General features: G+C 67.8%; 17 protein-coding genes. 11 read left to right on the top strand and 6 right to left on the bottom strand.

Annotated features, from left to right (window positions below):
* Window positions 1-305: 305 nt before the first annotated feature.
* From DKM19_RS37655 to DKM19_RS37645, 3 genes are read right to left on the bottom strand one after another with little or no spacing between them, the layout of a single operon-like run.
* On the bottom strand, window positions 306-1,085 hold the full coding sequence (locus tag DKM19_RS37655) for a GNAT family N-acetyltransferase (protein ID WP_110702532.1): 780 nt from the start codon (window positions 1,083-1,085) through the stop codon (window positions 306-308).
* Window positions 1,082-2,401: a M20/M25/M40 family metallo-hydrolase gene (locus DKM19_RS37650; RefSeq protein ID WP_204358411.1), complete on the bottom strand. Its 1,320-nt coding sequence runs from the start codon at window positions 2,399-2,401 to the stop codon at window positions 1,082-1,084. The genes DKM19_RS37655 and DKM19_RS37650 overlap by 4 nt, the downstream gene beginning before the upstream one ends.
* Complete coding sequence (locus DKM19_RS37645) at window positions 2,398-3,435, bottom strand: dipeptidase (protein WP_110702530.1); 1,038 nt, start codon at window positions 3,433-3,435, stop codon at window positions 2,398-2,400. Before DKM19_RS37645 ends, DKM19_RS37650 begins: the two co-directional genes overlap by 4 nt.
* A gap of 511 nt (window positions 3,436-3,946) precedes the next feature.
* On the opposite strand from DKM19_RS37645, the gene DKM19_RS37640 reads away from it, so the two are divergent.
* Together DKM19_RS37640 and DKM19_RS37635 are read left to right on the top strand one after the other, a co-directional pair.
* Window positions 3,947-4,273 carry a hypothetical protein gene (locus DKM19_RS37640; protein WP_162642067.1) on the top strand — a complete coding sequence of 109 codons (327 nt, stop codon included), beginning with the start codon at window positions 3,947-3,949 and terminating at the stop codon, window positions 4,271-4,273.
* 324 nt (window positions 4,274-4,597) lie between these two features.
* Window positions 4,598-6,157, top strand: a complete 1,560-nt coding sequence (locus DKM19_RS37635) for a serine/threonine-protein kinase (RefSeq protein WP_239513801.1) — start codon at window positions 4,598-4,600, stop codon at window positions 6,155-6,157.
* Between the two features lie 243 nt (window positions 6,158-6,400).
* Here the strand turns inward: DKM19_RS37635 and DKM19_RS37630 are convergent, their stop codons facing one another.
* Both DKM19_RS37630 and DKM19_RS37625 read right to left on the bottom strand, forming a co-directional pair.
* Complete coding sequence (locus DKM19_RS37630; protein WP_110702526.1) at window positions 6,401-8,611, bottom strand: hypothetical protein; 2,211 nt, start codon at window positions 8,609-8,611, stop codon at window positions 6,401-6,403.
* 299 nt (window positions 8,612-8,910) lie between these two features.
* A complete protein-coding gene (locus DKM19_RS37625; protein ID WP_162642066.1) occupies window positions 8,911-9,876 on the bottom strand; it encodes a D-isomer specific 2-hydroxyacid dehydrogenase family protein in 966 nt (321 codons plus the stop codon).
* Window positions 9,877-10,135: 259 nt separating this feature from the next.
* Here DKM19_RS37625 and DKM19_RS37620 point away from each other — a divergent pair, with 259 nt between their 5' ends.
* The 8 genes from DKM19_RS37620 to DKM19_RS37580 all read left to right on the top strand — a co-directional run bounded on the left by DKM19_RS37620 (window position 10,136) and on the right by DKM19_RS37580 (window position 21,808).
* A complete protein-coding gene (locus DKM19_RS37620; RefSeq protein ID WP_162642065.1) occupies window positions 10,136-12,004 on the top strand; it encodes a hypothetical protein in 1,869 nt (622 codons plus the stop codon).
* A 455-nt stretch (window positions 12,005-12,459) separates the two neighbouring features.
* Complete coding sequence (locus tag DKM19_RS37610) at window positions 12,460-12,969, top strand: hypothetical protein (RefSeq protein WP_110702520.1); 510 nt, start codon at window positions 12,460-12,462, stop codon at window positions 12,967-12,969.
* A gap of 273 nt (window positions 12,970-13,242) precedes the next feature.
* Window positions 13,243-13,641 carry a hypothetical protein gene (locus DKM19_RS37605; RefSeq protein ID WP_110702518.1) on the top strand — a complete coding sequence of 133 codons (399 nt, stop codon included), beginning with the start codon at window positions 13,243-13,245 and terminating at the stop codon, window positions 13,639-13,641.
* 3 nt (window positions 13,642-13,644) lie between these two features.
* Window positions 13,645-15,468 carry a caspase family protein gene (locus tag DKM19_RS37600; RefSeq protein ID WP_110702516.1) on the top strand — a complete coding sequence of 608 codons (1,824 nt, stop codon included), beginning with the start codon at window positions 13,645-13,647 and terminating at the stop codon, window positions 15,466-15,468.
* A gap of 207 nt (window positions 15,469-15,675) precedes the next feature.
* Window positions 15,676-16,101: a DUF433 domain-containing protein gene (locus DKM19_RS52230; protein WP_239513800.1), complete on the top strand. Its 426-nt coding sequence runs from the start codon at window positions 15,676-15,678 to the stop codon at window positions 16,099-16,101.
* A gap of 127 nt (window positions 16,102-16,228) precedes the next feature.
* Window positions 16,229-16,621, top strand: a complete 393-nt coding sequence (locus DKM19_RS37590; protein WP_110702514.1) for a hypothetical protein — start codon at window positions 16,229-16,231, stop codon at window positions 16,619-16,621.
* Window position 16,622: 1 nt separating this feature from the next.
* Window positions 16,623-19,106 (top strand): DUF4132 domain-containing protein, encoded by a 2,484-nt coding sequence (locus DKM19_RS37585; RefSeq protein ID WP_110702512.1) that lies wholly within the window; start codon window positions 16,623-16,625, stop codon window positions 19,104-19,106.
* Between the two features lie 443 nt (window positions 19,107-19,549).
* A complete protein-coding gene (locus DKM19_RS37580) occupies window positions 19,550-21,808 on the top strand; it encodes a PxKF domain-containing protein (RefSeq protein WP_162642063.1) in 2,259 nt (752 codons plus the stop codon).
* Between the two features lie 140 nt (window positions 21,809-21,948).
* On the opposite strand, the gene DKM19_RS37575 is transcribed toward DKM19_RS37580, so the two are convergent.
* Window positions 21,949-22,329 (bottom strand): helix-turn-helix domain-containing protein, encoded by a 381-nt coding sequence (locus DKM19_RS37575; RefSeq protein ID WP_239513799.1) that lies wholly within the window; start codon window positions 22,327-22,329, stop codon window positions 21,949-21,951.
* Between the two features lie 105 nt (window positions 22,330-22,434).
* Here DKM19_RS37575 and DKM19_RS37570 point away from each other — a divergent pair, with 105 nt between their 5' ends.
* Window positions 22,435-22,818, top strand: coding sequence for a VOC family protein (locus DKM19_RS37570; RefSeq protein ID WP_110702508.1), 384 nt, complete (start codon window positions 22,435-22,437; stop codon window positions 22,816-22,818).
* Window positions 22,819-22,824 lie beyond the last annotated feature (6 nt).

The following is a 22,824-nucleotide window of genomic DNA, read 5'->3' as shown; positions in this document are numbered from 1 at the left end:
GGTGGCCTGCTCAACGGCAATTGTGTGGCCGGCAGCGCGTCCTCGGCGCTGGTTTCCGATCAGGTGACCCGCTTGCGGCGGTCAGGTGGCGCGTGTCGTGTCCTCGGTATCAGTTTTGAGCAGGCGGCCCGCTCTATGGCCGTTGTGTCGTCCGTGTCGTGTCTTCGGCATCGGTTTCGGGCCGGACGATCCGTTCCGTGGCGGTTGTGTGGTCCGTGTCGTGTCTTCGGCACTGGTTTCGGGACGGGTGGTCCGTTCCACGGTAATCCTGTGGCCGGGGTCACGCCTTCGGCGCCGGGCCACTGTCAGCCGGCCCGTTCCACGACGTAACAGGACTTGCGGTGGAAACCGGTGATCGACGCGCCCTCGCGCAGCAGGCCGCCCAGTACGTCGCGTACGGCGTGTCGCCAGGCCTTGGCCGCACCGGGGTCGGTACGGCGCAGTGCCTCGATGTCCTCGGGCACCGCGACCAGCAGGGTGCGCGCGTCGGTCCGTCCGAAGATCGGGCGCTGGTCGCGGTCGGTCAGCGCGGCCACCGCGTCCGGCGGGACCGCCGGGGCGGACGGCTCTCGCCGGGCGGCGGCCAGGACGTGGGGCTGGGTGAGCCGCCAGACGGCGAGCACCCGGTCGGATTCGTCCCCGGCGTTGATCGCGTCGTCCATGGCGCCGTAGAAGGAGGGCAGGTACTCCTCGGGGCGGGCGCCGAGTTTGGCCAGATTGAAGTGGGCGTTGCGGCGGACCAAGGGGTCGTAGGTCCAGGTGATCCGGTCCAGGCCCCGGGCCAGGGCCCAGGTGCGCTGGTGCAGTTTGAGGGCGAATCCGATGCCGCGGCCGATCGCGGTGCCGGTGACGTGGGAGTGCAGTACCTGTCCGGGGGGTGCGCCCAGGAAGGCCACCGAGGCGCCCACCAGGTGGTCGCCCTCGTAGGCTCCGGCCACGTAGTTGCCCGCGTGCGACAGCGCCCGCATCATCTCCACCGTGACGGGCGCGCTCCCCGGGTCGGGACGCCAGATGCCGTCGAACAGCTTCATGACGTCCTCGAACTCCTCGATGAAGTGGAGCTCGCGCAGCACCGCGCCGGTCACCTGAGCACCGCCTGAACCAGACCGGTCAGCAGTGCCGTGCGGCCGGGCATCTCGCTCACGACCACGTGCTCGCTGTCGGCGTGGGCGCCGCCGCCCACCGCGCCGAGTCCGTCGAGCGTCGGGCAGCCGACGCCGGCGGTGTAGTTGCCGTCGGAGGCTCCGCCCACTCCGACACCGGTGAGGGGAGCGAGCCCGAGGTCGGCGGCGATCCGCTGGGCGACGGCGAACAGGGCGGCCGAAGAGGCCTCCTCCAGGGGAGGGCGGTTCGGGCCTCCACTCACCTCCAGCCTGGTCCCGGCGAGCCGGGGGGCCAGCGCGCGCATCAGCTCGTCGACCCGTTCCTGCGCGGCGAGGGTGGGCACCCGTACGTCCACCGACACGCGAGCCAGCGCGGGAACGGTATTGACCGTGGTCCCGCCGAACAGCGCCGTCGGCGTGACGGTGGTCGTTCCCAGGGACCCCGGCGAGGTCCCGGTCCCTTGTGCTCCGCTCTCCCGCGTTCCGGTCTCCTGCGTTCCGGTCTCCCGCGTTCCGCTCTCCCGTGCTCCGGTCTCCCGCGTTCCGGCTTCTCGGGTCCCGGCTTCCCGCGCTCCGGTCTCTCGGATCCCGGTCTCTCGTGCTCTGATTTCCCGTGCTCCGGCGACGGGTGAGGCCTCCGACGTCGTCCTGCCTGGAAGATCGCCGTTCACCCGGTCGGCGATCCCGGCGACGGCGAGGATCTGGTGGGCCAGTTCGATGCCGGCGTTCGCGCCCTTCTCCGGGTCGAGCCCCGCGTGCGAGGCCCTGCCGTGCACCAGGAGCTCGTAGATCGAGATGCCCTTGCGGGCGACCTTGAGCGCGCCGCCGTCGGCACTGGCCTCCAGCACGAACGCGGCCGCGCACTCGCGCGCCGCCTCCTCGATCAGCGTGCGCGAGGACGGTGAGCCGACCTCCTCGTCCCCGGTGACCAGCACGCACACCCCGTCCAGCGACGGCAGCGCGGCCAGCGCGTGGAACGTCTGCACCAGCCCCGCCTTCATGTCGAACACGCCCGGCCCGCGGGCGATGCCGTCCACGAGCGACCAGGGAATCCTCGTCAGTGTCCCGATCGGCCAGACCGTGTCGTGGTGGCCGACCAGCAACGCCCGAGGGGTGCCGAAGCTCCACCGCAGGTGGGTGACCCCGTCGATCACGATCGTCTCGGGCCGGGCTCCGAGCAGCCGGGTGCCCTGGTCGGCGACCACTTCAGCACTGCGTGCCACCGCTTCATGGTCGGCGGAGAAGGACTCGCAGAGGACGAGCTCCTCCAGGTCCTCCAGCATGGCGTTCAGGTTCACCGCGGTCGTCCGAGCTCGGCGCGGAACAACCGGTGCACGTTCCCACCAACGATTTTGACGATGTCGTCGTCGGGGAGGCCCCGTTTGACCAGGGCCTCGGTGACCAGAGGCAGGCCGCGTGGCCCTTCGAGTCCCGGCAGGACGGCCAGGGGATCGATCTCGCCGTAGCTGAGATCCTCACAGCACGGCGGGGTGACGTCTGTCAGGACCTCATGGACGAAGTCGGGGCCGAGGCCCACGTGGTCGATCCCGCCGACGCTCACGACGTGCTCGATGTGGTCCACCAGCCGGTCCACCGTGTGGTCGGCCGGATCCTCCGACAGGAAGCCCGGCACGAAGTTCACGCAGATCACGCCGCCGGTGGCGGCGATGGCGCGGATCTGGTCGTCGGTGAGATTGCGGTGGTGATCACGCAGGGCCCGGGCCGAGGAGTGAGTGGCCATCACCGGCCGGGTGGCCAGCTCCAGCACGTGAGCGACCCCGGAGGCACCCAGATGCGAGACATCGAAGATCATGCCGAGGCGTTCCATCTCCCGCAGAGCCTGCACGCCGGCGGCGGTGAGCCGGCTGGCGGTGGCGTCCTCACCGCTGCCGTCGGCCAGCGCGGTACGGCCCCAGTGCGCGATCGAGGCGACCCGCACCCCCAGCCGGTGCAAGGTGGGCAGCAACTCCACGGACGCGTCCAGGCCCGGCGCGCTCTCCAGCGCCAGCACCAGGGCGATCAGCCCTTCGCCGAGCGCCGCGTCGATCTGCGCTCCGTCGGTGCACAGCCGCACCGCGTCGGCGTTGCCCTCGGCCAGCGTGTGCGCACACTCGATCATGCGCAGCGTCTGCCGGAGCGCCCCCTCGGGCCGATACTGGTCGTCGATGAAGACCGGCAGCACCTGCAGATTCACCCCGCCCTCACGCAACTGGGGCAGCCACCGCTCACGGAAGAACGACGCCCACCGCTCCGGAGGCCTGGCGGTAACCGCCATCAGCAGATCGTTATGAGTGTCTGCGACGACGGCGCGGTGGTGAAGATCAACGGACACGTGCCAGCCCTCCGATGGATGTTTACCGCGACGGTATGACAGGCCGGGGGTGGGGGAATTCGTCCGGTTTTCCTAAGAGGAGGGAGATGTTCGTCCATTCGGCCAAGAGCGCCTGATCGGGCTCGCCGACCGCCGCGATCGTCAGGGCGCGAAGGCACCCGGGGAGACGGGGAGGCGGAGGAGCGGGAAAGATGCGACGAGCGCCTCGCCGCCGTCTCCCGGCCGAGTCTGCGTTGTCGCGCGGGGAGCGCCCTGCCGATGGACGCGGGCGGATCATGTCATAACCGTCCGCGGCCAATCGTTGTGATGTGACGGCCTGTCGGCATTCTCTCTCGGACAGGACGCGGCCGTCCGCGTCGGCGTATCCAATGCCTCATTCGCGCGGGAGAGATCGGGCCTCCGACACGCTGATTCTCGCCATGATGGACGAGGTCGAGGATGGGCTTCGGCGGTCGCTTTCGATATGACGGCGCTATTAAAGGCGGAGCCGAATCTGCCGCAATGAATGTCGGTGGCTAGGCCTTCCGTGAGAGGTGTCGGCCGACATGGTGTGTTCTTCCGTGAGAGGTTCCAGTCGGTACGGTATGTGACCGGGAAGACCCGTTTCGGGATGTGCGAGAAGAACGGCGGGGCTCGATGCGGCGGCCGCATCATGGTGGAAACGGTCAGGCAGGAGAGAATAATCGTGGTGGAACCGGTCGGAGAGGGGAGTGTTTTCCGTCCGGACGTCACGCGGACCTTCGAGCCGACCACCCCCTTCGAGACGTGTGACGCGTTCCAGGATCTCGTTCGGCTCGCGATGGAACGTGCCGATATCTCGCGGATCTACCATCGGTAACCGTACGGTCGCAGAGGACGCTCCGTGAAGCGCCGGCGGTCGCCGATCGACCGGCGGGCCGAGCCGGAGCGCCACGTCGTCACCGCCCGGCCGCTCCGGCGCCGCCGTCCCGCCGCGCGCCGCCGTACCCACGCCGGAAGCCCGCCGGAGAGGTTGCCGCAGGCGGAGGAAAAGCCACGCATCATGCCATCATGGTTGTAGCGCTGGAAAGCGTCCGTATGGCGGAATTCGACCCGCAGTTCGCTGCGTAAGCCTGTACTTTTTTATCGGAAAGTTCTCTGGATTTTCCTGAGAAGGCAGAGCCTTTCTGGAGGGCTGATCGTTTTGGGCAGATGGGTCACCGTCGGCGGGCGTTACGAGCTGGATCCTCTGTCTCGCCGTTCCGGCGGAATGGGGGAGGTCTGGTTCGGCTACGACAAACGCCTGGACCGGCAGGTCGCCGTCAAATTCATCAAAGTCAGCAGGTTTCCCGACGGCCGGCCGGATGAGGAACTGGCCAGACGTTTCGTTCGTGAGTCACGGATCACGGCCCGGCTGGAGCACCCCGGAGTGCCCACGATCTATGACTGCGGATCGCACGGCGACGATCTCTATCTGGTCATGCAGCTCGTCAACGGCTGTTCCATCTCCTCGCTTCTGGACGAGACCGAGGTTCCCATCGCCTGGGCCGTGTCGATCGCCGCTCAGGTGTGCTCGGTCCTGGCCGTGGCCCACGCCAACTCGCTGGTGCACCGGGACCTCAAGCCCGCCAACCTGATGCTCTGCCCCGACGGGACGGTGAAGGTCCTCGACTTCGGCATCGCCGCCACGCTCGTCTCCCCGAATGCGACGAGACTCACAAGAACGGGCGAGGTGCTCGGCACACCGGCGTACATGCCACCCGAGCAGGCCATGAGCGGGGCCGCCTGTCCGCAGAGCGACCTCTACTCCCTCGGCGTGATCCTGGACGAGATGCTCGCCGGAGAGAACCAGTTCGCCGCCCCCACGGCCCTGGCCGCGATGCGCAACCACACCGACATCCCGCCCCGGCCACTGCGCACCAGAAGGCGGGACGTGCCCGAGGGGCTGGAGCGGCTCGTCCTGTGGCTGCTCGCCAAAACGCCGGAGAAGCGGGTGCCCAGCGCGGACGTCGCCTACGAACGGTTGCTGGAGTTCTGCCACGACCTGCCGCCCTTCCCCGGTTACGTGAACCTGGACACGCCCCATCCGGTGCGCATGTACGCCACCGTCGTCGGACGCATCACCCCTCCGGCGGAGAGCCGTAACCGGCGGCCGACCGACCCGGTGCGACCGGCGCGGATCAGGCACGCCGGAGGAACGGCGCAGATCGGGCTTCATGACATCGAGCACGCCCGCAAGGACGCCGAGGCGCTCAAGGCGGAATCCCGCTTCAGCCAGGCGGCGGACGTGCTGGCGGAGATAGTCGGTCCCGCCGCCGGCGCGTTCGGCTCGATGAGCTCCAGCGTGGTCAACCTGCGCATCGATCTCGCCGAGGTCCTCTTCCTCGGCGGGGACTACCGCCGGGCGGCACCCGAGTTCCACCGGCTGGCGGCCGACGTCGCCAAGATAGAGGGACCGGGCAACAATCTCGCGTTGCGATGCCGGTTGATGGCGGCGAACTGCCACGCGGCGGTGGGGGAGACGAGCGTCGCCCTGACCCAGCTCCACCGGCTCCTGACCGACGAGCAGCGATTCGGCGCCGACGAGGAGCGGGTCCTGGAGCTCCGTTGCCAGATCGGGCTGCTGGAATTCGGCTCGGGAAACAGGGCACAGGCGAAACGCACCCTGGGCGGCCTGCTGTCGGACCTCGAGCGGAGATACGGCCAGCACCACCCGGACGTCGGCAAGGTCCGGGAGATCCTCGAAAATCTCGACAACCGATGACACATGCGACCTCGTCGCCGATCGCCGTCGGTGGGACGCGCTCTACGGACCGGCCGTAGGTCCGGCCTCCGGAAGAGGCGGGGGCCGAGTGCGTGACGGTCTCGTGGACGTCGGAGCCGGCCATCCGGGAACGGTTGGGAAGACCGATAGGCCGGGCTGGCCGTTCAGAGGCAGTGGGGGAAGGCCGATAAGCCGGGCCGGCCATCCGAAAGCGGTCGGGGAAGGCCGATATGCCGGGGTCGGTCAGTTCGTGCGGGTGTTGGGGAGATGGTCGCCGAGGTAGCCGATCCAGATCTTGCCGGTGGCGCCGCCGGAGTCGTCGTGGAAGTACATCCGCGGTGCGGGATATCCGATGGGCCTGAGCTTGATGTGGGCTTCCATCAGGACCTGCCCGATCGGGTTCACCTCGGGCGGGACGGCGAAGGTGCGAGGGGCACTGAACTTGTGGCGGCTGGCCACGGTCTTCGACTCGCGCATGGACAGCATGCCGGTCGGGATGGTGAAGCGGCCGGGGGAGCCGTGGGCGCACCAGTCGTAGAAGCCGCCCGCGAACTCCCCGCGTGACCGTGCCTTCGCGAAGTCGTCCAGGGCGCGGAGGGCGTCCCATGCCTTGGCCGCCCACGTGCGGCACTGGGCGGGATGGTCCAGATCCAGCCGGGCGGCGACGCCGTCGGTGTCGCCGACGACGATGTGGTGCAGGTTCTCGCGGGCTTCGAGCAGGGCCTCGGTCAGGTTGGCCGGTTCGAATACGGGCTGCTCCCCGGTCACGCCGTACACCGGCTGGCCCGCCTCGGCGAGCGTGCGCTCCAGCCAGCGGACCCGTTCGGAGAGCTTCCTGGTGCTCGTGACGGCCTCGGCGTACTCCTCCTGGAGTAATCGGTGCTCATCGCGGAGACTCTCGACCTCGGTGGCCAGCCGGTCGCTCTCGTCCTCGGCCTGCACAAGAAGCTCGTCGCGGCGCCGTTCGGTGACGACGTCACGCAGTCCGGAAAGATGCGCGCCGAGCATCCGGATCTCGCGGAGCAACCTGCCCGAGTCGCCGCCGGTGGTCCCGGATGACGTGGCGAGACCCAGCGCCGTCTCCAACTCCCCGCGCAGCTCCCTGATCACCCTGTTCGCCACGGTCCGGGCGAGTTCTTCCAGGTCGGGCGCCGGTACGGCGGCCGGCGCGGATTTCACGGCGACGGCACCCTCGCCGGCGTCCGGCCCGGTCCCCGCGGTGGCGGCTCCGTTCGCGGCGGCCTCTACGGCGACGGCTCCGTTCGCGACAGCCGGTCCGGCCTCCGCGGTGATGACGCCGTTCGCGGCGGCCTCTACGGCGGTGACTCCGTTCGCGGTAGCCGTCTCGGTTCCTACGGCGACGGCGCCGTTCGCGGCAGCCGGTCCGGCCTCCGCGGTGATGGCGCCGTTCGTGACAGCCGCCCCGGCCTCGACGCCGACGGATCCCTTCGTGGCAACCGGCTTCTCGATGACGGCCCCGATGACGGACGGCGCCGGGCGCTGGATCATGGCCGCCATCCGCCGCCGCAACTCCTCGCGGGTGAGAGCGGACTTCGCGGGCCGGGGTGCGACGGCCGTGGCGATCTCGCTCGGCTCGGCCCGCCCGGCGAGCACGCGGTAGACGATACGGAGTGTCTGCTGGACGTCGTCGGGAAGCTTGCGACGGGCGGTCTCACCGATCACTCCGTCGACGACCCGGTTGAGGGCGGCGATGCCCTGGTCGCGGATCATGGCGCCGCCCATGGGCGGGTGCCGGTAGGGATAGCGTTCGTCGCCGGCGTCGAAGGGGGTGACGTAGGTGCGTATACCGCCGCCGAACACGCCCAGTTCGCTGCCCATCGCCTTGTTGAACCGGTCCTGGGCGCGCTGGTCGGTCAGTTGCACCACCAGGCTCGCACCGGCGGCGGCGCCGGCCAGGTAGTCGGCACGGGCGCGACCCGCCCCGGGGTTCTGGGGGTCCACGGAGACGACCACGATCGGAACCCTCCGGCGGGGCTCGGTCATCGTGTGGACGAACCGCTGCACATCATCCTCGTCGAGGGCCACCGGGCCGTCCTCGACATGGACACCGCCGTCGGTGATCCGCGCGGTGCGCAGGTAGGCCGGGAGGAAACCGGGCGCGTTCGCCACCATCGCCTCCCCCTCCCCGTGCCGGTCCACGGTGACGACAACCCACCCGGTCATGCCCGGCACCGATTCGGCATAGGTCACGCGGGTGCACAGGTGCCCCTCCCCGCGCGGCTCCTCCAGCGTGTAGCGTCCGCAGTCGCCGTGCCGCTCCATCGTGAGCCGGGCCCCGTCGACCTCGGTCTCGACCCTCGGCCCCCCGGCGTCCGCGGGCGGAAACCCCTTCCCCACGATCCAGTCCGAGAAGGTACGGCACAGCGGGATCGAGATCGGAACGGACGGGTCGCGCAGTACCGCCTGATACAACCGGGTCACATTCGACGCCATAGCGAAGGCACCTCATACGTCGTCAACTGGGGGGTGTACGGCTCACATCCGGATACGTCATCAGCATGGGGATCTACGGCTCACATCAGCACGGGGATGTACGGCTCACGCCCCGGCGAGCGGGCGTGGGCCGTACGCGATTGGATGTCAGCGACGCCCGGCGGGTTCCCGTATGCGCACACAGCGTGTCATGGACGTCTGCCCGGCACGGGTTGATTGCGTTACCTCAGGCCCGAATCAGATGCATCGGGTGGTTCCGTCACCGGCCGGGGGGTACCCGAATCGATGGTCCGGCGTGGTCAGTACCCCGCGGCGGGGTCGATCGTCCCTTCCAGCGGCCGGCCCGCCCGCAGGTTGCGCACGTTCCGTTCGACCCGCTCGCAGAGCATCCGCAGGACGTAGTCGGCGGAGTCGGCGCAGTGCGAGGTGATGAGGACGCGAGGGTCGGCCCAGAGCGGATGCCCGTCGGGGAGCGGCTCGGGATCCGTCACGTCCAGGCCGGCGGCGGAGATCGCCCCCGTGCGGAGGGCTTCGACGAGTGCGTCGGTCTGGATGTGCGCGCCCCGTGCGACGTTGACGACGACGGCCTGCGGCGGCAGCAGCGCCAGCTCGGCGGCACCGATGACGTGCCTCGTCTCCGGAGTCAGGGCGAGGGCCAGCACCAGGATGTCGGTCTCGGGAAGCGTGGCGTGCAGAGCCGTGGGCGGCAGTGTCTCCTGGGTACCCTCGATCTTCTCCGGCCGGCGACGGATCACCCGGATCCGGCAGCCGAAGGGCCGCAGGAGGTGGATGAGCTCCGAGGCGATGCCGCCGCCCCCGAGGATCGTCACTCGTCGGCCGTGCAGTGACCGGGGGTCCACCGGGCTCCAGTGGGGCGCCCGTGCCTGCCGTACGACACTGCGGAGACTCGCCAGTATCAGCATGAGCGCGTGCTCGCTGACCTGCCCGGCGAACGACCCCTTTGCGCAGGTGAAGACCACCGGTCGGTGGAAGAGGCCGGACGTCGCGAACTTCTCCACTCCCGCCCAGGGGAACTGCACCCACTCGATCCCGGGATGGCCGTCCAGGGTCAGCCGGAGCTGTTCCGGCTCGCCGGGGATGAGCCAGACGAGGCCGTTGGCCTCGGCCAGGGGGACGTTGGCACCGCCGCCCCCGGACACGGCCTCTTCGATCTCGGAGGCCAGATGGTCGAAGTCGGGGGAGTTGGCGCGGCCGTAAGCCCTTCGTGCTTCCGCGGACGGGGCTATCGCGATGCGGGCTTCCATGGGCGACATTCTGCCGTGGCCCACCGACCGGGCTCTGACCAGGGCCTGCGACCGTCAACGGTGACCGTGGTCTCGGCAGGCCGGCACCCGCCTGTGAGATATCGACAACGCCGCCGAAAAGCGTGCAATCCGTACTTATAGGCACAAAAACGTGATTGCACAGGCCGCGTTAGTTCGTGCCTCATTGGGCGGCCATGTCCGGTTCATCCGCACGGGCCACCCTCACCCTCACGGTAGTTTCGCTGAGGGTTGGAGCACGATGAGCTCGATATCACGCCGCCATGTGTTGAAGACGACGGCGGCGGTGGCCGCCATCGGAGCCGGGCGTCTCTCGCTGGGACCCCAGCCCCTGGCCCTGGCCGCTGAGGCCACCACGAAGGGCGCCGCCTCTCGTCCGGTGTCGATGGCGATGCACATCCACGCCTCCTGGAGCGAGGGCAACGGCACCATGCAGGGCCACCTCGACCAGGCGACCCGTGCCGGCATCGACGTGCTGTGGTGGACCGAGCACGACTTCCGGATGGCCGAGCACGGCTACCCGAACCTGGTTCACATGAACGGCGCCGCGGAGCAGGTGAACGGGGTGGCGTGGTCGTGGGCCGAGCAGCGGGAGGGAACCCTCGCGTCGTCCCAGGTTCTGTGGGACAAGACGACGGCCTCCCCCGGCGACGCGTCCACCCCCGGATCGGTGCGCCTCTCGGCGACCTCCGCGGGCCGCGACGCGGCGGCGGTGAGGATCTCGGCGGGCGCCACGAACACCGTGATGCAGCGGTCGCTGTACGACCAGACCATCGAGGTCGACGTCTTCCCCGCCGAGGTGTCGCCGCACGCCTACCTCACCCTGGTGGTCAGCACGAGCTGGCGACCGGCCACCGCCCACCGGCCCGCCGGTCAGTACACCCTGACCTACGTCGTGGACGGGACCCAGGGCAGGTCCCGCAGCCGGTCCGGGCTGGACGGCGTGGTGCACCTGCCCGCCCGGCAGGGACGGTGGAACACGCTGAAGATCTCTCCGGCCGAGGACATCGAGAGGTTCTGGCCGGATCTGGAGAGCCGCGACGCCGCGATGATCACCCTGACCCTCGGCGCGGTCAGCGAGAAGGAGCGTCTCGCCGACGGCTGGTTCGACCTGCTGCGCATCTCCCGCCCGGCACGCTCGGCCAACGCCTCCCTGCGTGTGCAGGCCGAGTTGATGGCCGGCTACGCCAGACGGTTCCCCGCAGTACGCCAGTACCAGGGCCTCGAGGTCTCCCTCGTCAAGCCCACGCACGTCAACTGGTTCGGCCACAAGATCACCATGCCTGAGTTCGCGAATCCCCTGCCGGTCGCCGACCCCGATCCGGCAGCCGGGCTCGCCGTCGTCCAGATGATCCACTCCAACGGCGGTCTCGCCTCCTACAACCACCCCTTCGGCACCGCCCACCCCGCCGAGCTCCCGCCCGAAGGGCAGGACACGCTCCGGGCGGCGGTCGCCAAGACCGTCCTCGCCGACCGGGCCATGGGCTGCGACATTCTTGAGGTCGGCTACCCCAGCCGCGGCGGGGTCGACCTCGACCGGCACTCACAGCTCTGGGACGTCTGCTCCCGCAACGCGCTGTTCCTCACCGGCACGGGGGTCAGCGACGACCACTCCGGCCAGGACTGGCTCGGCCAGGAATCCAACTTCGTCACCTGGGCGCACGCACGCAGCCGCGATCTGGGCGACCTGCTCACCAGCCTGGCCGCCGGACGGGTCTACTTCGGTGACCCCGCGCGCTTCTCCGGCGTCGTCGACCTCCTCGTCGACGGATCCGCCCCCATGGGCTCCGTCACGACGTCGAGGGCCGCGACCCGCACCGTGCGCGCCATCCTCACCAAACCCCCCGTCGGCGGCGTCGTGCGCGTCGTTCAGGGAACGGTCGACCTCGCCGGAGAGGCCCAGCCCGAACCCGGCACCACCTTCACCGACATGCCGACGTCCGCGTGGCACCGGGGCTTCGTCGACCTGCCCGTCGACACCAGCTCACCCCGGTTCGTACGGATCGAGGTGCGAGACAGCACCGGGAAGGTCATCGCCCTGTCCAACCCCGTTTGGCTGCTCCGTGACACCCCCGCGGGAGGGATCCCCGCACCGCGGAGGGCGCGCTGACCCAGGCTCGACGCGGCCACGTCGTCAGCACCTCCCAGCGAAGATCTGGGGGGTGCGGTCCTTCCAGGGCAGGGTCTGCTCAAGCCGGGCGGCGACCCGGATGAGCAGGTTCTCGCGGCCGTAGGGGGCTACGAGTTGCGCCCCGATCGGAAGTCCGCCCTCGCTGTGGCCGAGGGGCAGGCTGATCGCGGGGCGCCCTACCTACTCGGCGCTCACTCCGCTTTAGGTACTAAGAGGAAGTACGCCCCATATCGGCCAGACGAGCCCCGTGCTGTCTTCCCCGAGGAGGGCATGGGGCTGATATCGGCCTGCCGACATAGGCAAACGATCTCTCGGCAGGCGGATAAACTACCGATTTCCTGGGTTTTGATCGAAAAGTGATGAATTGACACTTTTGGTAAATCATGGGGTCTATGACCTTGGATGCACCACCTTCCCGGCGCGGGCGCAGGACGATGCTGATTGTCGTGATCACGGCCGTCCCGGCGATCGTGGTCGCTGCGGCCATATTCGTCGTGACCACCGTCGCCGTGAACTACATCGGCTCACGCGAACCTTTCATCGAACCTCCCGCCTTACTCCGCCTCCAGCCTGTCCTCGAGATCAAGCCGGCGCCCTGCACCGGCACGGATCTGCTGGACTTCACAGGAACCGCGTGCTTCCGTCTGGCCGAGGGAACACCGGTCAGGCAGGCCAAAAGGGCCGTGGCCGCTGTCGAGCCCAACACCGGCCAATGGGCGATCCTGGTCACCCTGAGCCAGGCCGACGCCCTCGTGTTCGCTGACATGACCGGCAGGCTCGCCGCCGAATCCTCGCCCCGCAACCAGCTCGCGATTCTCATCGACGGCAAGATTGTTTCCGCCCCGATCGTCCAGGAGTCGATCACCGGAGGGGTGGTAGCGATAAGCGGTGAGTTCGCCGAGAAATCCGCCATCGCCTTCGCCCAGCAGCTCAACCGCGACTGACGAGCATATATAACGTCACCTCGACTGTGCGGCCCCGTACAGGTAGGTGGACTTCGCCGACAGTGGCGTCGGTTTTATGTCGGAGCAGGCTGATAGTCATGGCCGCCACAACGATTCCGCGCTCATGGTTTCTCGCCCTCCGCCATCTTACGGGCGAGACCGGTGGCGGCCTGACACGTTCGTATGGATATGAAGTCGATTAGATCAACAGGCGTTCACCCTATGGGTGGTGTGGGTAAAGTCGCTGCTGACAATTAGGGCGAAGGGGGACATATGTTGGCTGACTCCAGGGTTCACCTCGGGCTTACGCTCGACCTACCCGCTGATTTCGAGCCGGAAGAAACCGAAGAGGAGACTGCGGCACTCGGTCGCATGTTGGCCGGCCTTCACGTTGGATCGGTGGTCGAACCTAGGGCGTCGGAGGGCGAACCATCGGGCGCCAAAGGGCTACAGACCGTCATAGGCGCCCTCACGGTGATCGTGTCGGGGACCAAGGAATCGCTTGGCACCGTGCTGGACGCCATCCGGTCATGGGTGTCGCTGTCAGCCAGCCGCTCGGTGGTGGTGGAGATCGACGGTGATCGGCTTGAGGTGACGGGCGTGACGGTTCAAGAGATGAGTCGTCTCATCGATTTGTTCATCGAACGGCACGCAAGAGAGTTAGAAGGGTAACGCGTGGCCCGGGAGGCGCTTCTCATCGGAAATTCCGTCTATGACGATGCGGAACTGCGCCGACTCCGGGCGCCCGCCCAGGACGTGGCGGAGCTCGGACGTGTCCTGTCCGACCCAGAGGTCGGCTCTTTCGAGACGAAAACATTGACGGACAAGGCCGGTAGCGAGATCAGGGCCGAGATCGAGCAATTCTTCGCCAACCGGCGCCCAGATGACTTCCTCCTGCTCTACTTCTCCGGGCACGGCCTGAAGGACGCCACCGGAGCGTTGTATTTGGCCGCCGAGGACACGCATATCGAGGATCTTGCGAACACCGGGGTGACGGCTGACTTCATCAACGCGTGCATTCAGCGGAGCCGATCGCGGCGGATCGTTCTCATCCTCGACTGTTGCTACAGCGGCGCGTTCGCACGTGGAATGGTCGTGCGCGCCGACCAGACCGTGCACGTCCAGGAGCGGTTCGGTGGGCGCGGGCTGGTGATAATCACGGCCTCGTCTGCGACGGAGTACGCATTCGAGGACGGTGTGTTGACCGAGGAGATCGACCCCAGGCCTTCGGTCTTCACCCGCGCCTTCATCGAAGGATTGGACACCGGTGCGGCAGACCTGAACGACGATGCGGAGATCACGCTCGATGAGATCTACGACTTCACGTTCGACGCGGTGCGTCTGTCGGGCTCCAGACAGACGCCGTGCCGGTGGGTGTTCGGAGCTCAGGGACGGTTCGTCCTCGGCCGTCGTCGCCCCGACGCGACGTTTGCCGTTCGGTCGATACCGTCGCCAGAGCCTCTGGTCTTCCGGCCGCCGCGATGGCTGACAGTCGTAGCTCTGGTGCCGCTCGCCCTAGGGGCCGTCGTCGGCTGGTGGGGCATTGAGCAGTACGCCTGGTCGGCGATGGTCGCGGGAGCGTGGCTGATCCTCCTAGGGTTGTCGATGGCCGCGGCGGCGCTCGACCGAGTCGAGCTTGGTCGCGACGGTGTCCGGACTTTTCCGCCGTTCCCTGCTCGGCTGCGTTGGCCGTCCATCCTCGCAATCGAAGTACGGCCGACGCCGACCGGACGCACCATCGCGCTCCGCCGTGCGGATACAAGCTTGTCCCACCGCCTTGTGCTCCCCGCCCCGCGGACTCATTTTCTGGCCCGCAACGTGGAGTTCGACGACCAAGTACTGACGATCCGCCGGTGGAGCGAGCAGTGGGGGTCCCCCGCACCCGTCCTGACCGGCTCACGCTGGGCTGGCGTGCGTGGTGTGCTGGCACCGCTCGCCCTCATCCTGGTCTTGCTCGTGGCTGTGGACCGCCCCTGGACATGGGTCGTCTACACCGAAGCCGAGCAGGTGCCCCATGCGTGCGGAGTGCTTGACCAGCGGGCCGCTGACGAGGTGGTGAAAGAGCTGTCTTTGGCTCCGAGCCTCAAAAATGAAGGGAATGAGACGACAGGCCAGCGTAGCCAATGTCGATGGAATATCTCGGCTCTTTTCAGCATATTCACACATGGAAGTGTCGAGCTGAAATACGACAGGTTTTCCCGTACGAGCGGGGCCTCTGGGAGCCAGTTGGCCGCCCGTCAGTTAGCCGAGTTTCGTGGTCAGGACAGTGATGCGGGATTGACTCTGCGGAAGACCTTGAGCCAGCTCGGGAGCGATGCCTATCTTGCAGGCTCCGACAACGCGATCATCATCCGGTCGCAAAGAGCCAACGTGGTTGTGACCGTCGCCTTCGTCACGAGGGACACTTCTCTTCTTTTGCTGCCTAAGCAGGAAAGGTTGGAGAAGATTGCCATCCGGGGGGTGACGGCCATTACCCTCCTCTCGTCCCAGCCCCATTGACAAATAGATCCGGCCTGACCTCTAAGGGCCTCTATGCCTAGCGCCAGGCCTCGGCGTCAGCTATAAGGACGACATGGTCAACCAAGCCGCCGTTTTTGGAAACGTTCCCGACCGTATTCACAGCAGTGAACGGATCAAAGATCAGGTCGCCGCTGCTGTAATGAACGGCCACGGTGGGGGATGCTGTAAGAGGCGTCGGCTGGCGTGATGAGTGAACAGGAAGACCTGTTTCCCGACCTGGGAGACAGACAGCAGACCCGCGTTCCCTATGACGAGGTCGCCGCGCTGCTCCGGGACGGGGTTCCGGCGGAGCGGATCTGTGACCACTACCCGAGCGTCACCGCCACCGCGGCTCTGGATGCTGCCGATTTCGCCGACCACGTCAACAGCTACGATCCCCCAGGGAGCGGCGCGAGGCTGCTGGATGGGAACGTCTCCAGACCGCTCCACAGGGCTATTACGGCTTTCAGTCTGGGCCATGAGATCGTGCACCTACTCGACCTCGATCGCTGGTCCGGAACCCGGGACGAGCACCTCTACCCCCGGCGCCGCAAGTTGAGCACCAATTCCTCCGGGCGAGGATTCAGATATCCCTCTTCAAATATGGATATATCGGGCAGATCTATTCGATAGTGGTTGATTCGCGGCACATCGGCCAGGCTTGGAGGAGCTCGCCACCGACGGTGGCATCGGTTTTATGTCGGAGCGGGCTGATAGTTATGGCCATCACAACGATTCCGATGATTTGTGGAGCTGCGGGATGGCAACGGTCGTTTTCCGGGATGAGACCGCGACGGGAAAACCGATAGAGGAGTTCACCCTCCCCGACCTGCCGGAAAACATCTCCGCACGGGAGTTGGTACGGCTTCGCGTCCGGGAGGAGGTCGCTCGCTACAACGCCAATCCCTCGGCCCGGTTCAACGGGCTGGTCCGTCCCGTGGACGCCGAGGTGGAGCTGAACGGCTACCGGATGGGCGCGACGCGACGGATCGACTGGGAGCGTCAGGCGGACATCGCCGAGCGGGCGTTCCAGCGCAACGGGTTCCTGCTGCTGGTCGGGGAGCGGCAGATCGACGACCTGTCCGAGGTGATCGACCTGACCGTCGACCCGGTTCTGTCGTTCATCAAGCTCGTCCCACTGGTCGGTGGCTGACATGACTGACATCCATGAGATCAATCTCCTCTACACCAATCTGCATGGGTATGTGAGCGACGAGACCAGGGAGACCTGCCGCCGTTTCGAAGCACTCTTGGAGCAGGGGCTGGAGCCCGGGCCGGATACCGACTGGCGGGCGTACGGGTACTGGGCGCAGCTGAAACTGGGACTGGGGGAGAAGGACGGGCACGATCACTACGAGCGCGTCCTGCGGCTGATCCGCTCGGTGGCCGAGCGCGACATCGACTGGACGCCCGGAGACGCTCATATTTTTGTGCGGCAGGCCCACGAGCTGGTCTATCGAGGCCACAACACCCGCTACGAAGAGATCTTCCTGCTGCCGTTCGCGGTGACGCGCCGCTGCGGCTTCCGGGAGCGCCGCGAGATCCTCGGATGGATGGGAGAGCCGGGCTGGCATTCCCAGTCGCGCGTAGCGGAGTGGAAGCCCGCGCGGGAGGCTCTGGCCGGGCAGTTGGAGGAGCTGCTGGTCGAACCGGCCGAGCACGGTCCGGCCGGCGTGGTGCGGAACGTCATCTGGGAGGGTGACGCCTTCGCCTGGCTGCTGGCCGAGGAGTACGGCCCGCGCCTGGCCGACCCCGCGGTCCTGCCGCTGCTGCGCCACTGGAGAACCGCCCGCTCCACCAAGCCGAGCGGCAAATGGCTCAAGACTGCCAAGGCACTGCTCACCCCTGAGACGGTCGGCCTGCTCAGGGAGATCCTCACCCGGCTGGTGTCCTACCGAGAGCGGAAGGTCAACCGGGTCAGCGGTGATCTCGAGTGGGAGGAGACCGTCTTCCTGGACGAGCGCACCGCCGTACCGGTGCGCGGCATGGTGTGGACGTGCGAGGCGATCGAGGAGCGGTGGGTGACCTCGCTCCTCGGTGACGTCGCGCTGAACTGCGGCACCGGAAGCAGAAGAAGCGGGATGGGCTCCACCTGCCGCAGCGAGATGATCACCAACGCCGCCGTCGGTGTCCTGGCCCGCCGCGGAGGGCCGGCGGCGATCGTGCCGCTGGCCCGCCTCCAGGCCAAGGCCCGTGTGAGGTCCGTGCTGAACAACGTGGCGCGCACCCTGGACGCGTTGGCCGACGAGGCGGGGCTGACCCGTGAGCAGTTGGTGGACCGCACCGTTCCGGCCTTCGGGCTCGGTCAGGACGGGGTCCGGGAAGAGAAGATCGGCGACTACCTCGTACGGCTCTGCGCCGACGGTCTCACGCTCCGGTTCGTCAACGCCGCCGGCAAGACCGTCAAGTCGGCCCCGCAGGCGATCCGCAAGGATCCGGCGCTGGCCGACCTCAAGATCACGCTCAAGGAGCTCAAGCAGGCGCTCTCGGCCGAGCGCTTCCGGCTGGAGCAGGCGCTGATCAAGGAACGTGCGTGGCGCTGGCAGGAGGTGGCCGAGTTCTTCCTCGACCACCCGGTGACCGGCCTGTACGCCCGGACCCTGATCTGGCAGGTCCCGCAGGGTCCGGCGGGGCTGCCGGTCAGGACCGAGGTGGGATGGGAATTCACCGATCCGCGAGGCCACCGTACCCAGCTCGATCCGGACACCTCGGTTCAGCTCTGGCACCCGATTCACGCGACCGCCGAGGAGGTGCGGGCCTGGCGTGACCACCTGCTGGAGCACGGAATCCGCCAGCCGTACAAGCAGGCCTTCCGCGAGATATACCTGCTGACTCCGGCCGAGGAGCAGACCGGCACCTATTCCAACCGGTTCGCCGGGCATGTGCTGCGCTACGGCCAGGCCAAGGCGTTGCTGAACCAGCGCGGCTGGACCGGCCTGGCGATCGGTCACTGGGATTACGAGGGCGGCGGCGACCGGGGCGAGGCGATCAGGGAGCTGTCCGGCTGGCGCGCCCGCTGGGGCATGCATGTGACGGGTGAAGGGGAAGCCGATGAGTGGGGCACCGCCTCCTTCTGCGCCGGCGAACAGATCACTTTCTACCGGGATGAACAGGAGCTTTCCGAGCGCGACCAGATGGGGAACCGCGTCGTCCGCGAGGGGGTGCCGCTGGCCGAGGTGCCGCCGCTGGTGCTGTCGGAAGTGCTCCGTGACGCCGACCTGGCCGTCGGCGTCGCCTCGGTGGGCCTGGACCAGCAGGCGACCGGCGGGCACGAGGCGTACTGGAACTCCTACGGGTTCGGCGAGCTCACCGAGACCGCCAGGACCCGGCACGATGCGCTCACCCGGCTGCTGCCCCGGCTGAAGATCGCTGATCGGGCGGAGCTGACCGACCGGTTCCTGCGCGTACGCGGAGACCGGCGGACCTACAAGATCCATCTGGGCTCGGGCAACATCCTGATGGAGCCCAACGACGCCTACCTGTGCATCGTCCCCGGGCACGACCGCGGCACCGCGTCCGTCTTCCTGCCCTTCGAGGAGGACGGCGGAATGCTTTCGATCATCCTGTCCAAAGCATTCTTGCTCGCCGACGACACGACCATCACCGATCCGTCGATCACTCGCCAGCTCGACGCCTGAAAACGCTGTGGCGGCCTCCTCACGGCGCGCTCACCGTAGCGCGCCCGGGAGACAGCCCATCGGCCCGCAGAGCGACCTGTACAGAGATGCTCGCCGGAGAACCGGCTCACCGGTCTCACGGCTCTGGCCTCCATGCGCAACCACACGGACAGCACGCCGAGGCCGCTGTGGCTGATCAACACCAGCCACCAGGCCCGGCCACCGCCCCAGCAAGAGACCCGGTCGCGTCCTCCCACCGCGACCACGAGCGCGATATGGAACCGATACAGAACAGAGACAAGGTCAGGACCTAGGACATTAGGTGATCAGAACCCCGAGGAATAACGTGATCATTCGCACTTGCCCGACTGGTGCTCATTACCAACCTTGTCCTCGCCCTCTGCGACCCGGAAGGTGGGGACGCTACGCGGACTTTCACGTCCGCCATGACCAGGAGGCGCTCCGTGAGGAGTTCACCCAAACAACCTCACCGGTTCAAACGACTTACCGTCATCGGTGGCTTGGCGGCGGCACTGTCCTTCGGGACCGTGTCGGCGGCCGCCGGCGGCGTACAGGTTCAGGGGCCGCCCGGCCCAGATCTGACGGCGGCCGCGCCCGCAGCGACGAGCACACTGCTGCCGGACTATGACAGCGAGATCGTCGGCCAGTTCGACTCGGTCAACTCCGTCAACCACATCCGGCACCTCGCCGTGGACATCGGCCCGCGGCTGAACGGCACCCCGCAGGAGCGGGAGGGCGCGGAGTACATCGGCGGCGTCCTGAAGTCCTACGGCTTCGAGGTGACCCTCCAGTCATGGGGCCCGGTCTCGACCAAGCGCGTCGCGAAGGTCACGTCCTCGGACGCGGACCTGCCCGGAGGACCTAACTGGCAGATGGCCGCCTCGACCAGCGGGAAGTTCACCGGCGACACCGGCGTGAAGGGGCAGGTCGTCGACGCCAAGACCGGCCAGTCCGACGCCGAGTTCCCCGCGGACACCGCGGGCAACATCGTGCTGATGGACTACAGCACCACCGCCGCGGTCCGGAACACCGCCGTGGCCAACGCGGTGAGCCACGGTGCGATCGCGGTCATCCTGGCTTACCCGACCGGCAACTCCGCGCCGCCGTCGTTCACTCTCACCACGCCCCAGCCGGAGATCCCCGTGATCGGCGGCGGCAGCGCGCACAACACCTGGATCAGGGACCTCCTGGCCAAGGGGCCGCTGACGCTGACGATCGCGACGAACGAATACGTGACCCCGATGGGCACCAACGTCATCGGCATCCGGCACGCGGTCGGCGACCCGACCGGCACCACCGCGCCGATCGTCATGGTCGGCGCGCACATCGACTCGGTGCTGGGCGCGCCCGGCGCCCATGACGACGCCTCGGGCAACGGCGTCTCTCTGGAGATCGCCCGGACGCTCAGCCGGTATCCGCTGGACAAGGAGCTGCGGATCGGCGGCTTCGGCGGTGAGGAGGGCGGCCTGCTCGGCGCGAAGGCGTACGTGAACACGCTGACCGCGGAGGAGAAGGCGCGGTTCGTCGGCGAGTGGCAGATGGACATGGTCGGCACGCCGTACGAGCCGGCCCGGCTGTGGGCGCTGACCCCGGACGGCCAGTCGAACTACGTGGTCCAGGAGGCGTACAACGCGGCCGCACGCTTCGGGTTCGACGGACTGCGCAACTGCAGGCTCGGGCAGAGCGACCACCAGGCGTTCTTCGATGCGGGCATCCCGTCCTCGCTGTTCATCTGGCTCGACTACCGGCCGCCGGCCTCGCCGGCCGTCTGTGGTCCGACCGGTGGGACGTACGTCACCGAGCCGCAGTACCACAGGCCGACGGACACGATGGACAACATCAGTCCCGAGCGGCTGCAGACCACCCTTGACGTCGTGGGCGGCGCGGTGGCGCACAACGCGCTGAACGCGGTGACGGTCTCCGCGATCTCGGATGCCGGTCAGCCGCTGGTCGGGGCACCGGTGCGGGCCGACTGCGGCAACGGCCCGCGGAACCTGGGTACCACCGGGGCGGACGGCCGGCTCAAGGCGGTGTTCCCCCACGTCAAGTGCGACTTCACCGTGACCGTCGAAGGCGCGGTGGCGACCGAGCGTCGCGTGTCGATCTCCGGTGACCAGGCGGTGAAGGTGACCGTCGATGTCACCAAGCCGACGATCTCCCTCACCAGGCCCACCGATGGGGCGGTCTACACGCTCGGGAAGGACACGGACGCGTCGTACCGGTGCAAGGACAACCTGTCCGGAGTCGCCACCTGCGTCGGCACGGTACGCGATGGCCGCCGGCTCGACACCTCCACCGTCGGCTTCCACGAGTTCACCGTGAACGCCGCCGACCGCGCCGGCAACACCGCCGACCAGAAGGTGACCTACCAGGTCGTCTACCGCTGGCACGCCTACTTCCCGGAGACGATGAACGGCAAGGCCGGCAGCGCCGTGCCGATCAAGTTCAGTCTCGACGGTTACCACGGCACCGGCGTTTTCGCCCCCGGTTACCCGGCTTCTCAGCAGGTGACCTGCGACACCGGGAAACCGACCGGCGCGGCCGAGCCGATCAGGAACCCGGGGCACTCGGGAGTCAGCTACAAGGACGGCCAGTACAACTACGTGTGGAAGACCGACAAGAGCTGGTCCCACACCTGCCGCCGGCTCCAGCTGAAGCTCGATGACGGCAGCAGCCACTTCACCACCATCAGGTTGAAGTAGCCGCAACGCGATGCCCGGCGGGGGAGCGGAACGAGAACCGGCCTCCGCTCCCCGGCCGGGTGTTCATTTCTGTACACCCTCATCGGCTCTGGCCCGCACCGCTTCGGCCGGTTCGGTTGCCGTGCTTGACAGCGGCGGAACTATCGCGCGTCGAAGCGGTGGCGGGCCTCGTCGATGTTGTCCAGGTGCCGGCGGGTCCACACGCACATGGCGTTGACCGTCGTCTGGAGGCTCAGGCCGGCTTCCGTGAGGGTGTAGTCGACGCGTGGTGGAACCGTGGGGTGGACGAGGCGGCTCACCACGCCGTCGCGTTCCAGGGTGCGCAGGGTCTGGGTGAGCATCTTGTGGCTGATGCCTTCGACCGCCGCGTGGAGCTCCGTGAAGCGCCGGGTGTCCTCGCCGAGGGCGTTGATGATCAGCAACGCCCACTTGTTGGCGACGTTGGCGAAGATCTCCCTTGCCAACGCCTGGGCGCGCATGACATCGCCGCGTTCCCCCACGCTGCTTGACTGCTCGGTCACCGTGAGGTTCCTCTCTCACGAAAAAGTGCGTTCTTCCTGGTCAGCTCTCACTCTCCTATCGTTAGCCAGTAACCACAAGAGAGCACGGAGCAAAGAAACAACGCGATGAGCATCCTCAGGACCTACGCCCGACTCTGGGTGGACGACCTTGACCGGGCGCTGCCCTTCCTCCGGGAACTGGTCGGCCGCGAGCCCGATATCCGCTTCGCGTTCGACAACGTCAAGGCCGCCGCCATCGGGCACTTCCTCGTCATCGAGGTGCCGCTGGAAGAGCGGGTGAGGTATCCCGCCTCCGCCACCGTGGTCGTCTCCGACCTCGACGAGCTCACGCGGCAGCTCGCGGCACACGGCGGACGGATCACCGTGCCCGAGACCAGGTCCGAGACCGGGAGGTTCCTCTACGCCCGGCATGCGGACGGTGCCGAGGTCGAGTACGTGGAGTGGACGCCCGATCTCGTCCAGCGAATCATCGAGCCCGGCTCGCACTGATCGACC

It is taken from the genome of Streptosporangium sp. 'caverna', assembly GCF_003203775.1.
Lineage (GTDB): Bacteria > Actinomycetota > Actinomycetes > Streptosporangiales > Streptosporangiaceae > Streptosporangium > Streptosporangium subroseum.
This window is presented reverse-complemented; position numbering and strand designations above follow the sequence as displayed.

Bases quoted from the DNA above. Each gene is read 5' to 3' on its own strand.
- DKM19_RS37630 (WP_110702526.1), bottom strand. From the start codon at position 8,611: ATGGCGTCGAATGTGACCCGGTTGTATCAGGCGGTACTGCGCGACCCG.
- DKM19_RS37625 (WP_162642066.1), bottom strand. From the start codon at position 9,876: ATGGAAGCCCGCATCGCGATAGCCCCGTCCGCGGAAGCACGAAGGGCT.
- DKM19_RS37620 (WP_162642065.1), top strand. From the start codon at position 10,136: ATGAGCTCGATATCACGCCGCCATGTGTTGAAGACGACGGCGGCGGTG.
- DKM19_RS37610 (WP_110702520.1), top strand. From the start codon at position 12,460: ATGCTGATTGTCGTGATCACGGCCGTCCCGGCGATCGTGGTCGCTGCG.
- DKM19_RS37605 (WP_110702518.1), top strand. From the start codon at position 13,243: ATGTTGGCTGACTCCAGGGTTCACCTCGGGCTTACGCTCGACCTACCC.
- DKM19_RS52230 (WP_239513800.1), top strand. From the start codon at position 15,676: ATGAGTGAACAGGAAGACCTGTTTCCCGACCTGGGAGACAGACAGCAG.
- DKM19_RS37590 (WP_110702514.1), top strand. From the start codon at position 16,229: ATGGCAACGGTCGTTTTCCGGGATGAGACCGCGACGGGAAAACCGATA.
- DKM19_RS37585 (WP_110702512.1), top strand. From the start codon at position 16,623: ATGACTGACATCCATGAGATCAATCTCCTCTACACCAATCTGCATGGG.
- DKM19_RS37570 (WP_110702508.1), top strand. From the start codon at position 22,435: ATGAGCATCCTCAGGACCTACGCCCGACTCTGGGTGGACGACCTTGAC.